We start from the raw sequence: 14,463 nt of genomic DNA on the forward strand, positions 1-14,463 counted from the left end.
TAAAAAACTAATCTGTTATAAATATATGATTATATATCTTATCATAGGGTAAATTTATGTGGTAAGCGGTGGTGATTATATTATTATGGTGTTTATGCATTCGTAATATTAACCTGTTTGATTTTATCTCCCGGAGGAACGTGATAATGGCTAAGTGGCAATACCTTGCGATGGCTATAGGGTTGATTTTTATCTCTGTAGCAGCAAATGCTGATTCTCTGGAAAATCAGCGGCAGAGATATCAGCAGATTAAGCAAGCGTGGAATGTCAGTGATAGGGATGAAATCGCGAGGCTGATGCCGACATTGAAAAACTATCCTCTTTATCCTTATCTGGAATACCGGGAGCTGACTCAGGATTTGGCACTTGTCACACCAACGCAGGTCCGTGATTTTATTGATCGTTACCCTAATTTGCCCCCTACACGTTCTTTATCATCCCGTTTTATCAATGAGCTTGCACGCCGCGAAGAGTGGCGCGGGATACTGGCATTCACTCCTACAGCACCGAAATCTATTACAGCTCGCTGTCATTACTATTTTGCTAAATGGTTTACAGGTGAGGAACAGGTTGCCTGGCAGGGAGCAAAAGAAATTTGGTTGAATGGGCGTTCTTTACCAGCCAGTTGCGATAAATTATTTGATGTTTGGCAGCAAACGGGTCATTTATCAGTGAAACTGATATTACAGCGTATTAGTCTCGCGTTAAAAGCGGGGAATACGTCACTGGTCAGTTACCTCGCTAAACAATTGCCACTGGGATACAAAAGTATCAGTGAAGATCTGATTAAGTTGCAGAATGATCCGGCTACCGTGGCGGATTTTGCTAATCATACCGGGCCGACTGATTTTACCCGTGTAGCTACTTTAGCGGCTTTCTCGCGTTTCGCTCGTCAAGATCCGGAGCAGGCAAGAGCGATCATCCCATCAATTGTCAGAGTGCAAAAGATGAATGCAAGTGAACGTCAGCGGTTGAAAGATATTGTTGCCTGGCAGTTAATGGGGGATGTGAGCGATGAACAGGAAAAGTGGCGTGATGATGCGATCCGCAGTAGTCAATCTGTTGCATTGCTTGAGCGTCGTGTTCGGTTGGCATTGGGTCATGCAGATAAACGTGGTTTGGCTCAATGGATAAAATTGCTGCCGTTAGAGGACCAAGGCAAAGAGGAATGGCGTTATTGGCGAGCCAACATGCTATTGGCACAGGGTAATAAAAGTGAAGGTGAAGCGATACTGCGTAAGCTGACAGAAGGCCGTGGTTTTTATCCAATGGCTGCTGCGCAAAAACTGAATGTCAACTATCCGCTGACGATAAGTATCGCAAAAAAGCCAGATGCTGCCATTGCTTCAATACCTGAAGTGCAGAGAGTCAGAGAATTGATATATTGGCAAATGGATAATCTTGCTCGCGTAGAGTGGAGCTATCTGGTCGCCAGCCAGGCTAAATTAAAACAACAGCAACTGGCGCGTTATGCTTTCAATCAAAAATGGGCAGCGCTTAGTGTACAGGCGACAATAACCGGAAAAATGTGGGACTACCTTGAAGAGCGTTTTCCATTAGCATGGCTGCGGGAATTTAGTCACTTCACTGCAAATAAAGGAATTTCTCAAAGCTATGCAATGGCGATAGCCCGCCAGGAAAGTGCCTGGAATCCGCAAGCTAATTCGCCAGTTGGGGCAATTGGGTTGATGCAGGTAATGCCAGAAACGGCAGAGGATACGGTTAAGAAAAATGGAATCCAAGGATATATGAACAGTAGCCAACTTATAAACCCGCTGACGAATATCGAAATTGGTACTGCTTATCTCGAATCGGTTTATCAGCGTTTTGGAAATAATCGGATACTTGCCAGTGCTGGCTATAATGCCGGACCAACTCGGGTAGATCGCTGGTTATCTGACAGTGGTGGGCGACTCGATGCGATAGCCTTTATTGAAAGCATTCCATTTTCTGAAACCCGCAATTATGTCAAAAATGTTTTGGTTTATGATGTTTTCTATAGTCATTTCATGGGCAAAGCATCAAATGTGCTGACTAACGCGGAATGGCAAAGGCGTTATTGATTTATAGCAAACTATGTTATGCTGCTGTACTAGTTAAATGGTATGATGGCTGATTGATTATGACGACGAATTATCTGACAGATCCGGCACTTTCGCCGCAAGATCATGAAGATTGGCAATGTTTCGTGACATTACTCCAACAGGCTTTTGCTGAAAATCTACAGCATCCGATTTTGCAGTTATTATTGACACCAGATGAACGGACAGCACTGGCTACCAGGGTACGCATTATCAAGGAGTTGATGAGTGGAAAAATGAGCCAGCGTGAGCTGAAAAATGAACTTGGAGTGGGTATTGCGACGATTACGCGCGGCTCTAATAGCCTGAAATTTGCCTCAAACGATGTTAAGGCTTGGTTGGAACAGCAATTACTGAAATAGCAGGCCGCCAATTGCGGCCTAGGCGGAATGTTTGTTTAACGGGCATTCAGCTCTTTATACATTTCATGATGTACGGGCACTAAAGCCAATATCAGAGCTTGGTGGTACACGCTGGTACGAGTCAGGATGCCATCAGTAAAAAAGCCAATTGCACCCTCTTTCTGCTTGATGTTATCAATACCTGTAAGGTAAGCCATTTCATGGCCTAATTCCCGACCTTCGCGGATACCATCAAGAATTTTTTCTGGTAGCATCAGACTGGCTGAACGAGATTCTCCGCGAATTTGCTGATATTCCACAACCATCCAGGCAAATGTCATATCGTCTTCAATACCCGCTTCCACACCTACCCAAAAGTCTGCCTCAGGGCGAACTTGTCTGGCCGCCATGACACGCTGACGGGCACCAGTACGGGTTTCTGTGTTACCAATAGGTTGTTGTGGGACGCTACTGTCTACATTGATATCTTCGATCCGATAAGTACCTGGCCCAAAAACATCATCAAAGGCGAGACTAATGGCTTTAATTTTTGCAGGGTTGGTGGTTGCGGCAATAACGTGATACATAATAGATGAGTTATCCTTTGAACGAGTATTTACGCAGTATAACGGAAAATGAAAATGTTACAGGTATATCTTGTTCGGCATGGGGAGTCTGAATGGAACGCAGCACGTCGTATTCAGGGACAATCTGACAGCCCTTTGACTGAAACAGGCGAACATCAAGCCAGATTAGTGGCGCAAAGAGTAAAATCTGAAAGTATTACCCATATTATTACCAGTGACCTTGGACGTACACGTCGAACGGCGGAAATCATTGCTGAGGTTTGTGGTTGTGAAATTATTCTGGAGCCCCGTTTGCGTGAATTGCACATGGGGGTTCTTGAACGCAGAAATATTGATTCATTAACATCGGAAGAAGAGAACTGGCGTAAGAAAGTCCTTGATGGCACACCTGGGGGACGTATCCCCAAAGGAGAATCTATGGATGAACTGGCTGTGCGTATGAGGGCTGCGCTGGAGGGCTGTCGTCATCTGCCTGTTGGTAGCCGACCGTTGTTAGTCAGTCATGGCATCGCTTTGGGATGTTTGGTTGGCACAATACTGGGATTGCCCGCACATGCTGAACGTCGTCTTCGCTTGCGAAATTGCTCTCTGTCCAGAGTGGATTATCAGCACAGTCCGTGGCTAGCGTCGGGCTGGATTGTAGAAACGGCAGGCGATATCACACATCTGGATACGCCCGCACTGGATGAATTACAACGTTAATGCTGGATAGGAATGAGATACTGAAATTCGATGATATGATTCGCCGCTTCCTTGTCTCTATCATTGGTATTGGTAAGATAATATCGCTCGATGTCGTATCCTTTCCTACGTGTCAAGTTTAGCATTGGCAGGCAAATACCATAGACGGTAAACAGGAAGTCCTGTAAGCCATCTTTGGTACCGTAGTAACTAAATGAGACGTATTCTCCGGCCGGTAATGTAACAGGCTGGCTGCCTGCCACATCAAACTGGGCATATTGGGGTTCTACCGCTGTTGTATACAATACGGTTTGTTCATCTTCTTTTTCTGGATTGGGAGTTGCATGGTGAAGACCATAAAGTACAGGAGGTAACACCTCTGCATTTTGCAGATAATATGTCCAGAAATTGTGGCGCATTTCAGTACAAAAACTGGACCATTGTTCCAGCGTATAGGAACAGGTCTGTTCTATACCCACCAGTGGTTGTTCCTCTAGTGTGAGATAGGTTGCTTCGGGAATATACCTTTTATCCAGCAATATGGGCGGACAAATACCCGTGGCGCACCACTCCTCACTGAGTCGATAAAGTGCTGGTGTTTTATTGAATTGTTTTTTAAATGCGCGAGTGAAAGTTTGTTGGGAGTCAAACTGGTACTGTAAAGCAATATCCAGAATAGGGCGGCTGGTTAAACGTAAAGCAACGGCTGCCCGTGATAACCTTCTGGCACGGATATAGGAGCCAATAGCCTGGCCGGTAATGTCTTTAAACATACGTTGCAGGTGCCATTTAGAATAACCTGCTTTAGCTGCAACATTATTGAGTGATAATGGTTGATCTAAATGATTATCTAGCCAACGTAATAAATCACGAATGATGCCGGTTTGATCCATACATCTCCTTAGTCATTAAGACCAAAAGAACAACATACCCGTTATCTTTCAAGTTGCCTCTTTGTTGGCTGCGCTCACTCACCCCAGTTACATAGTTCGCTATGCTCCCGGGGATTCTCTTCCTTGCCGTCGCGATGCATCTTGAAATCCATAGGGTACATAAGAACCTATACTACTAGGCTATGTTGTTTGCCACTTGAACAGTCCCACAGAGTGGTAAAACGAATCATTCCTTGTACATCGTATGTCTGTTCTGATTTCTGTGTGCTGTTCGTGTTCATAATTTATTGACAAGCGTGGCATTCAACAATAACTCTACTGGATATGAGCACTAAGTGTAAAACAAGTCTTATATTTACAATAGGATACTTGTTCGTATTATTATTTCACTCATTACTTTATGAAATTATATTAATGATTAATTATTTCTATTGATGGTATTACCATCTTATTTGGTATCTCAGTGGTGAAATTTTACGCTGAATTAATTAAGGAATGAGACTATATATGTTAAAAATCATAAAGATACTCGTAACAACGACATTGTTGTGCATACCTGTGGTGGCTCTGTCTGAAGAGATTGGCTCGGTAGACACTGTTTTTAAATTTATCGGGCCTGATCACAAAATTGTCGTAGAAGCATTTGATGATCCTGATGTGAAAAATGTGACTTGCTACCTGAGTAGGGCAAAAACAGGCGGAATAAAAGGGGGCTTAGGACTTGCGGAAGATACTTCTGATGCGGCTATTTCTTGTCAGCAGGTTGGAGAGATTGAACTCACAGACAAGATTAAAAAGAGCAGCAAAAAAGGTCAGGTGGTTTTCCAGAAACGAACCTCACTGGTGTTTAAAAAACTTCAAGTCGTTCGCTTCTATGATGCAAACCGTAATGCATTAGTCTATTTGACATATTCCGATAAGATGATCGATGGTTCACCGAAGAATGCGCTCAGTGCTGTACCCATTATGCCGTGGAAGACGGTGCAAAATTGAGGGGCAGGATGGGTTCCTACAGGGATATCCCATCCTGTCATTGTTAGAGACTTACTGATATACCCGTTATCTTTCAAGTTGCCTCTTTGTTGGCTGCACTCACTCCGGTCACATAGTTCGCTATGCTCCTGGGGATTCGCTTCTTTGCCGTCGCGATGCATCTTGAAATCCATAGGGTATAGTTCAAGTTATGCTTCCAAATCACCACAGAAACGATAGCCTTCACCGTGAATGGTGGCGATAATTTCCATCGTATCTGGCGTCGATTCAAAATGTTTACGGATACGACGAATCGTTACATCAACAGTACGGTCGTGAGGTTTCAATTCACGACCTGTCATTTTTTTCAGTAAATCTGCGCGTGTTTGGATTTTGCCTGGATTTTCACAGAAATGAAGCATGGCGCGGAACTCGCTGCGTGGCAATTTATACGGCTCACCAGCTGGGCTTATCAGAGAACGGCTATTGATATCTAATTCCCAACCGTTGAATTTATAACTTTCAACTTGGCGGCGTTCCTCGCTGACATTACTCAGATTCATGGTACGAGAAAGCAGGTTGCGGGCGCGAATAGTCAATTCACGCGGATTAAATGGTTTAGTGATGTAATCATCTGCACCAATTTCCAAGCCAAGGATTTTGTCTACTTCGTTATCACGGCCGGTCAGGAACATCAAGGCAACATTTGCTTGCTCACGCAGTTCGCGGGCAAGTAACAAGCCATTTTTGCCTGGAAGGTTAATATCCATAATCACCAGGTTAATGTCGTTGTTTGACAGAATTTGGTGCATTTCTGAACCATCGGTGGCTTCATAAACTATGTACCCTTCAGCTTCGAAAATGCTTTTTAGGGTATTGCGAGTGACAATTTCGTCTTCAACAATCAAAATGTGCGGGGTTTGCATGGTTGCTACCTAGAATCGCTTAAAAATAAATCAGAATGATTCAAACTACTCTTATCTCAGGATATTTACTGGTTATTATTTGTCATCACTGAAATGATAGCCCAAATCAGTAATAACATTTTATTGATATGTTTTACACTGAAAGTAAAAGTTGCTTTTCCTTTGGTGGGTATATACCCAAAAAAACTGGTTAAACAGTGTTATGTTAGTCCATTAACAGCAATATAACAGCTTGCAATGCATTTACCATCTAAAAAAACTACCTTTTATTGACGTACATCAAAATTGATTGTAGCACGTTAATATTATTTATATTGGTTATTTTATACCTTGTATTCTGTCATGCAAATGACAAATTCTTGTTAACGCACAGAGTGGTTTTGTGCGAAAAATAATCCCCCATGAGCTTGGCGGTGAACAAAAAGAACTGATTTTTACGAAAAGATAAAATATATTGTTAATTTTGTTAAAAATGGATTTAACAACTAAAAGATTGGGTTCAGTAAGAAATATTTGTTTGTCTTGATGACCATGAAATGAATTATTTCAATATTAAAAATATCAAAAGCGTAAGGTTATTTAGAGAAAATGTTTGACTTTGCGCACAAATTCATTTAACCAATATAGGGTCGAACTCATTAAATGACAGACAGGAACCTATGCAAACTATCAGCCTGAAAACCACAATGATTACCACCACCGGAACCACAGGTTGCGGGGCGGGCTGACGCATATATAAAACAGAGAAAAAAGCCCGCATCCAAATCAGATGCGGGCTTTTTTTTGGCGCGGAATCAGGAGAAAAATGTTAATGCGAGTGCTTAAATTTGGAGGAACTTCGATCGCTAATTACCAGCGAGTGTTGAGCGTTGCCGATATTGCAGAGAAAAAACTTTCTCAAGGAGGGGTTGCGTTGGTGCTTTCTGCTCCGGCAAAAATTACCAATCATTTGGTGGCTATGATTGAAAAAACGGTAGCTGGGCAAGAGATCATTACCCATATGCACGATGCTGAGCAGATCTTTGTTGATTTATTACAGGGGGTGGCACAGGCGCAACCCGGTTTTGCTTATGAACGGTTAAAAATGATGGTTGAGCAAGAATTTGCTCAATTGAAACAGGTTCTGCATGGTATTTCGTTACTGGGCCAATGCCCGGACAGCATTAACGCTTCCCTGATTTGTCGTGGGGAAAAACTCTCTATCGCCATCATGGAGTCTGTATTGCAGGCACGTGGTCACAAGGTCACGGTGATTGATCCGGTAGAAAATTTGTTGGCACAAGGTCATTACCTTGAATCTACGGTAGATATCAACGAGTCTACGAAGCGCATTGCTTCTCTGAATATTCCTGATGACCATATTATCCTGATGGCTGGATTTACGGCTGGAAATGATAAAGGGGAGCTAGTTGTCCTGGGGCGTAATGGTTCTGACTATTCTGCTGCGGTTTTGGCGGCTTGCTTGCGGGCGACATGTTGTGAAATCTGGACTGATGTGGATGGTGTTTATACCTGTGATCCCAGAATTGTGCCGGATGCACGGTTATTAAAAGGCATGTCCTATCAGGAAGCGATGGAGCTCTCTTATTTCGGTGCCAAGGTATTGCATCCACGGACCATTGCTCCAATTGCTCAATTTCAGATCCCTTGTTTGATTAAAAATACCGCCAATCCAGATGCGCCGGGAACACTGATCGGTGACGGGCAGAAAGATGAAAGTACGCCGGTAAAAGGGATTACCAACCTGAGCAATATGGCAATGATTAACGTATCAGGCCCGGGTATGAAGGGGATGGTTGGTATGGCGGCAAGGGTATTTGCTGTCATGTCCCGCAAAGGGATCTCTGTTGTGCTGATTACTCAGTCATCTTCAGAATACAGTATCAGCTTCTGTGTCCCTCAACGTGAATTGGAACGCGCACGTCAGGCATTGAGTGAAGAATTCTATCTTGAGCTGAAAGAGGGAGTTTTTGATCCTTTGGATGTGATGGAAAATCTTTCCATTATCTCTGTTGTTGGCGATGGTATGCGTACCTTGCGTGGCATCTCTGCCCGTTTCTTCTCTGCATTGGCGCGCGGTAACATCAATATTGTTGCAATCGCACAGGGATCTTCTGAACGTTCTATCTCTGCGGTTATCGATAATGAAGTGGCAACGACAGCTATTCGTTTGTGCCATCAGATGTTATTTAATACCGATCAGGTGATCGAAGTTTTTGTTGTCGGTGTTGGTGGTGTAGGCAGTGTTTTGATTGAACAGATCCGTCGTCAACAAACATGGTTGAAGCAAAAACACATTGATTTACGGGTATGTGGTATTGCTAATTCACGGGCCATGTTGACGGATATGAGAGGTATTTGCCTTGATAATTGGCAGCAACATTTATCAGAGGCCAAAGAACCTTTTAGTTTGAGCCGCCTGATCCGTTTGGAGAAAGAGTACCATTTACTGAACCCGGTGATAGTGGATTGTACCTCTAATCAGCAAATTGCTGATCAATACGTCAGTTTCCTGAGTGATGGCTTCAATGTGGTCACGCCGAATAAAAAAGCCAATACTTCGTCAATGGCTTATTATCATCAGATTCGTAAGGCGGCAGAGAAATCTAAACGCAAATTTCTGTATGACACCAACGTAGGGGCTGGCCTGCCTGTTATTGAAAACTTACAAAACCTGCTTAATGCGGGTGATGAACTCATTCAGTTCAATGGCATTCTTTCTGGTTCTCTCTCTTTTATTTTCGGTATGCTGGATGAAGGAATGTCACTATCTCAGGCAACGTTACTGGCAAAAGAGAAAGGTTATACCGAACCCGATCCGCGTGATGATCTGTCCGGTATGGATGTTGCCCGTAAGCTGTTGATCCTCGCTCGTGAATCAGGTTATGAACTTGAATTGGATGATATTGATGTGGAACCTGTACTGCCAGCCTCCTTTGATAACCGAGGGGAGGTGGATGCTTTCCTGGAACGTTTACCTTCTCTTGATCAGGTTTTCAACCAGCGTGTGGCAGAAGCCAAAGGGCAGGGAAAAGTATTGCGTTATGTTGGCATAATTGAAGAGGGCCATTGTAAGGTGAAAATCGCCGCAGTGGATGGTAATGATCCGCTTTATAAAGTCAAAAATGGCGAAAATGCGTTGGCATTCTACACGCGTTACTATCAGCCAATACCGTTGGTACTGCGGGGATACGGGGCGGGTAATGATGTTACTGCCGCCGGAGTTTTCGCAGATATGCTGCGTACCTTGTCCTGGAAACAGGGAGTTTAATTGTGATTAAAGTCTATGCGCCTGCATCTATTGGCAATGTCAGTGTTGGGTTTGATGTACTGGGAGCGGCGGTCTCTCCAGTTAATGGTGCTTTATTAGGTGACTGCGTTACTGTCCGGGCAGCGAAGAGTTTCAGTTTGCGTAATGAAGGGCAGTTTGTAGGGAAGTTACCTGAGAAGCTGGAGCACAACATCGTTTATCAATGCTGGCAATTATTCTGCCAGTGTTTGAGCAAACAATTACCAGTGGAAATGACGCTGGAAAAAAATATGCCAATTGGTTCTGGCCTTGGCTCCAGCGCTTGTTCTGTTGTTGCAGGTTTGATGGCACTGAACGAGTTTGCAGGTCTCCCATTTAATGAAAGCCAATTACTGGCAATGATGGGGCAACTGGAAGGACGTATTTCCGGCAGTATTCACTATGATAATGTCGCGCCATGTTATCTCGGCGGTTTGCAACTGATTATGGAACAAGGAGATATTATCTGTCAGCCAGTACCAACGTTTGATGAGTGGTTATGGGTGATGGCCTATCCGGGCATCAAAGTTTCTACTGCGGAAGCCAGAGCAATTTTACCTGTAAAATATTCGAAGCAGGATGTTATCGATCATGGACGTTTCCTTGCCGGGTTTATTCATGCCTGTCATACACGGCAACCAGCGCTGGCAGCCAGATTGATGAAAGATGTGGTTGCTGAACCATATCGTACCCAACTGTTACCGGGTTTTGCTAATGCGCGTGAAACAGCAAAACGGGTAGGGGCATTGGCGTGTGGTATTTCTGGTTCTGGCCCGACATTGTTCTCCATTTGTAATGATATGGCGACCGCAGAGGAAATAGCTGAGTGGCTGCAACAGCATTATGTTCAGAATGATGAAGGTTTTGTACACATTTGCCGTCTGGATCTCGCAGGCGCACGACAAATAGGGTAACTAATGAAACTGTATAACTTGAAAGACAACCGCGAGCAGGTGAGTTTTGCACAAGCAGTCAAACAGGGGTTAGGTAAACAGCAAGGGCTTTTCTTTCCGCAAGATTTACCCGAATTCAGTCGTGAAGAAATTGACCAACTGTTAAAACTGGATTTTGTCACCCGCAGTGGTCGCATTCTTTCAGCATTTATTGGCGAGGAAATTCCGCCAGAACAACTGGCGACACGAGTTAAGCATGCTTTTACTTTTCCGGCGCCTGTTACCGACGTGGAAAATGATGTTGCAACGCTGGAATTATTCCACGGCCCGACACTGGCATTTAAGGATTTTGGCGGCCGTTTTATGGCGCAAATGTTGGCACAAGTTGCCGGTGAGCAGCCAGTCACTATCCTGACGGCGACTTCCGGCGATACGGGGGCCGCAGTAGCGCACGCCTTTTATGGGCTAAATAACGTACAAGTGGTCATCCTCTATCCACAGGGCAAAATCAGCCCGTTACAGGAAAAACTGTTTTGTACCTTGGGCAGTAATATTCACACAGTGGCGATTGACGGCGATTTCGATGATTGCCAAGCGTTGGTTAAACAAGCGTTTGATGATCAAGAGTTGAAACAAGCTCTGTATCTCAATTCAGCTAACTCAATTAACATCAGCCGCTTGTTGGCGCAAATTTGCTATTACTTTGAAGCGGTTGCTCAGCTACCAGAAGATAAACGTGAACAACTGGTTATTTCTGTACCGAGTGGGAATTTTGGTGATTTGACCGCGGGTTTATTGGCAAAATCGATGGGATTGCCGGTAAAACGCTTTATCGCTGCTACTAATGTTAACGATACGGTGCCACGTTATTTAACGGATGGAAAATGGTTGCCTCATCAAACGGTTGCTACGCTTTCCAACGCAATGGATGTGAGTCAGCCAAACAACTGGCCACGTATTGAAGAACTATTCCACCGTAAATCCTGGCCGTTGAGTGAATTGGGGTATGGTGTAGTCAATGATGATGTGACAAAAGAGACGATTAAGGAATTGGCTAAATTGGGTTATATCTCTGAGCCTCATGCTGCGGTTGCTTATCGTGTTCTGCGTGATCAATTACAAGACGGTGAATATGGGCTATTTCTCGGTACGGCTCATCCAGCGAAATTTAAAGAGAGTGTGGAACAGATTCTGGGTGAGGAATTACCATTGCCCAAAGCTTTGGCTGAACGGGCTGATCTGGAGTTGCTATCCCATTACTTACCGGCAGATTTTGCTAGGTTGCGATATTTCTTGATGGAAAGAGCACCCTAGTCATTATGAAAGTGGGCGCCGCACAGATCATGCGGCGTTTATTATTGATAATAAGGTCTTAATATTGTTCTGGGCGCTTAAATACCAGCTCATTCCCTTTGGATAACGATTCATCAAAGGCATAGCCATCCAGATTAAACTCCACCAGACGGTCAGTTTGTGTTAATTGGTTCTGAATAATAAACCGGCTCATCAGCCCACGGGCTTTTTTCGCATAAAAACTAATGATTTTATACTTACCGTTTTTCTCATCGAGAAATACAGGTTTAATAATTTTACCAGCTAACTTTTTCGTATTCACGGATTTGAAATATTCATCGGAAGCCAAATTAACCAACACATTATCACCTTGTTGTTCCAGCGCCTCATTGAGCTTTTCTGTGATCAAATCTCCCCAGAAAGCATAGAGATCTTTACCGCGTTTATTTTCCAGTTTGATCCCCATTTCCAACCGGTAAGGTTGCATTAGATCTAACGGACGAAGTACACCGTAAAGGCCAGACAAAATCCTCAGATGATTCTGAGCAAAATCAAAATCCTTATCGGAGAAAGATTCAGCCTGCATACCGGTATAAACATCACCTTTAAATGCCAGGATAGCCTGACGGGCATTTAAAGGTGTGAAATCAGCATGCCATTCGCCAAAACGGGCGGCATTCAAGCCGGCAAGTTTATCGCTGATACCCATCAAACTCGCAATTTGGGCAGGCGTCAGTTCGCGACAAATACGGATTAACCGCTTTGATTGGTCGAGTAATTCTGGTTGGCTATATTCCTCCGTGGCAAGCGGGCTTTCATAATCAAGAGTTTTTGCAGGTGAAATAGTAATAAGCATAATATCGTCCCGGTTGTTCAGATGAGGATACTTTAACAGAAGATAGGATAATAAAGAATTAATCACGACGATAGCGGAAACTGTGTGCGTGATATCTGTAGGGTAACAAGCTGATAATTTTGCACTCTATTTTATTGATCTATACTGCACTTAACGTTAAAAACATTTAAATAATTTATAAAGGTATATTTTAATTTTAATTTATATATAAATTAAAATAAAGTTTTTTGGCTTATTAAAATATTAATTTTTGTGAGTTTGATCGATTTTTCTTGGATTGTAATATAGTAATTATTCTAAAAGTGAGAAAGTGTACAATATTACCAGTTTCTTATTTGATTGAAGTCGGGGAAATACCATTAATGAAATCGATTGGATAAATAAAATATAAGTGAGATAAGGTATGGAGAATAAAAATAGGCTATTATCCTCTGATATAATATCTATCTTTGGTACAGGAATAAGTGAAATAGCGCTTCTTTCGCTTGTATATTCAATTACCAAGTCGGAGATAGATACGTCTTTAATGGTATCTGTAAGGTTAACAGCGAGTATATTAGTTTTTGTGGTTATTGGCGGGCTAACTGCTCGGTTTAGTATGCGGGCTATTTGTATTTATTCGGATTTCTTCCGGGCAGTAACAATATTTCTTGCTGTATTTGTCAATAATATATATTTATTATTTTTCATATCTTTTCTTCTATCATTTTTTTCAGGTTTGAATATATCGATAAGGTCAGTGGCATACCAGGCATTTGTCAGCTCAGAAGAAAGAGTGGCTTTTATATCAAAGCAACAATTCTATTATGGGTTGCTCTCTATATCTTCTCCATTGATAGCAGGTTTTTTGATAAATATGATTTCAATACGATCCTTATTTCTTATTGAATCAATGTGCTTTATTTTATCAATTATATTTCTCTTTTTTATCGGCGATTGGGGAATTAGAATAAAGGAAAAAGATATTTCTATGAAATATGGTGGTTTAGAATATATTATCAAGAATAATACTCAGAGAAATATATTATTATTCAGGATAAGTATTTTAACTGCAATGGTGTCATACCAAGTGATTTCAACCTATATAATGACTTCTCACTATGCAACAATTGTCTCTTTATTTAGTGAATTATATTCGTTTTCTTTTTCTGATTTAATTGCTTATTTTTCCTTTTTAGCTTCTGTTTCGATGTTATTTGGATCTTATTTTTCTAGCTACTATTTCAATATAAGTAAATTAAAAAAATCTTTCTTTCTTGGTTCTCTATTGATTGCAGTTGGGAGTATTCTTTGGGCTATGCCTTTGTCAAAAAGTGTCCTGTTATTTTATACTTTGGGAACTATGCTTATTTTTATCGGACTCTCTTTTTTAAGGATATCTCTCTATACATCAGGGCAAGAGCTGACCCCAGAAAAATATTTTGCTAGAATAATATCGTCTTCGGATGCAATTTCAAGAAGTTACCAGTCAGCCTTTGGTATTATCATAATAGGGTTAATCCCTTTGCTAGGAAGTAGTATTTTATTTCTCTTTTTTGCAATGTGTTCTTTGAGCTCAGTTTTTGTTGCAAAGAAAATAAGTGCTGACGTTGAGAATAAACTCACATTAAAGTAATTTTTTGTGAAAAAATTTATCTTCTAATCCCCGGGA

At 42.3% G+C, this 14,463-nt stretch carries 13 protein-coding genes and 1 other annotated feature; of the genes, 9 read left to right on the forward strand and 4 right to left on the reverse strand.

From position 1 onward, the window contains the following. Nucleotides 1–146 precede the first annotated feature (146 nt). Together sltY and trpR are read left to right on the forward strand one after the other, a co-directional pair. Nucleotides 147–2,063, forward strand: a complete 1,917-nt coding sequence (sltY, locus tag LGZ98_RS01960; RefSeq protein WP_262977627.1) for a murein transglycosylase — start codon at nt 147–149, stop codon at nt 2,061–2,063. A gap of 59 nt (nt 2,064–2,122) precedes the next feature. After that, entirely contained in the window at nt 2,123–2,443 is a 321-nt protein-coding gene (trpR, locus tag LGZ98_RS01965) for a trp operon repressor (RefSeq protein ID WP_113041508.1), read from the forward strand. Between the two features lie 35 nt (nt 2,444–2,478). On the opposite strand, the gene yjjX is transcribed toward trpR, so the two are convergent. After that, nucleotides 2,479–3,009 (reverse strand): inosine/xanthosine triphosphatase, encoded by a 531-nt coding sequence (yjjX, locus tag LGZ98_RS01970; RefSeq protein ID WP_113041509.1) that lies wholly within the window; start codon nt 3,007–3,009, stop codon nt 2,479–2,481. A 54-nt stretch (nt 3,010–3,063) separates the two neighbouring features. On the opposite strand from yjjX, the gene gpmB reads away from it, so the two are divergent. After that, nucleotides 3,064–3,711 carry a 2,3-diphosphoglycerate-dependent phosphoglycerate mutase GpmB gene (gene gpmB, locus LGZ98_RS01975; RefSeq protein WP_113041510.1) on the forward strand — a complete coding sequence of 216 codons (648 nt, stop codon included), beginning with the start codon at nt 3,064–3,066 and terminating at the stop codon, nt 3,709–3,711. Here the strand turns inward: gpmB and robA are convergent. Beyond that, nucleotides 3,708–4,583: an MDR efflux pump AcrAB transcriptional activator RobA gene (gene robA, locus LGZ98_RS01980; RefSeq protein WP_036777055.1), complete on the reverse strand. Its 876-nt coding sequence runs from the start codon at nt 4,581–4,583 to the stop codon at nt 3,708–3,710. The genes gpmB and robA overlap by 4 nt on opposite strands. Before the next feature lie 507 nt (nt 4,584–5,090). Between robA and creA the strand changes: the two genes are divergently transcribed. Beyond that, the gene (creA, locus tag LGZ98_RS01985) at nt 5,091–5,576 is read left to right on the forward strand and encodes a protein CreA (protein WP_113041511.1); all 486 of its coding nucleotides are present in this window, start codon (nt 5,091–5,093) and stop codon (nt 5,574–5,576) included. 188 nt (nt 5,577–5,764) lie between these two features. On the opposite strand, the gene arcA is transcribed toward creA, so the two are convergent. After that, the gene (gene arcA / locus LGZ98_RS01990; RefSeq protein ID WP_113041512.1) at nt 5,765–6,481 is read right to left on the reverse strand and encodes a two-component system response regulator ArcA; all 717 of its coding nucleotides are present in this window, start codon (nt 6,479–6,481) and stop codon (nt 5,765–5,767) included. Between the two features lie 659 nt (nt 6,482–7,140). Here arcA and LGZ98_RS24185 point away from each other — a divergent pair. The 4 genes from LGZ98_RS24185 (at nt 7,141) to thrC (ending at nt 11,977) form a co-directional block, all read left to right on the forward strand. Beyond that, a complete protein-coding gene (locus LGZ98_RS24185; protein WP_110826484.1) occupies nt 7,141–7,209 on the forward strand; it encodes a thr operon leader peptide in 69 nt (22 codons plus the stop codon). Beyond that, nucleotides 7,148–7,267, forward strand: a sequence feature (Thr leader region). It overlaps the preceding gene by 62 nt. A gap of 25 nt (nt 7,268–7,292) precedes the next feature. After that, entirely contained in the window at nt 7,293–9,752 is a 2,460-nt protein-coding gene (gene thrA, locus LGZ98_RS01995; protein ID WP_262977628.1) for a bifunctional aspartate kinase/homoserine dehydrogenase I, read from the forward strand. 2 nt (nt 9,753–9,754) lie between these two features. Continuing rightward, entirely contained in the window at nt 9,755–10,684 is a 930-nt protein-coding gene (gene thrB / locus LGZ98_RS02000) for a homoserine kinase (protein ID WP_113041513.1), read from the forward strand. 3 nt (nt 10,685–10,687) lie between these two features. Then, nucleotides 10,688–11,977, forward strand: a complete 1,290-nt coding sequence (gene thrC / locus LGZ98_RS02005; protein WP_113041514.1) for a threonine synthase — start codon at nt 10,688–10,690, stop codon at nt 11,975–11,977. Between the two features lie 58 nt (nt 11,978–12,035). Here thrC and yaaA read toward each other — a convergent pair whose 3' ends face one another. Continuing rightward, complete coding sequence (gene yaaA, locus LGZ98_RS02010; RefSeq protein WP_113041515.1) at nt 12,036–12,812, reverse strand: peroxide stress protein YaaA; 777 nt, start codon at nt 12,810–12,812, stop codon at nt 12,036–12,038. Nucleotides 12,813–13,215: 403 nt separating this feature from the next. On the opposite strand from yaaA, the gene LGZ98_RS02015 reads away from it, so the two are divergent. Then, nucleotides 13,216–14,427, forward strand: a complete 1,212-nt coding sequence (locus tag LGZ98_RS02015) for an MFS transporter (RefSeq protein ID WP_262977629.1) — start codon at nt 13,216–13,218, stop codon at nt 14,425–14,427. The last annotated feature ends 36 nt before the right edge of the window (nt 14,428–14,463 follow it).

This window comes from Photorhabdus kayaii, from assembly GCF_025384895.1.
Classification (GTDB): domain Bacteria; phylum Pseudomonadota; class Gammaproteobacteria; order Enterobacterales; family Enterobacteriaceae; genus Photorhabdus; species Photorhabdus kayaii.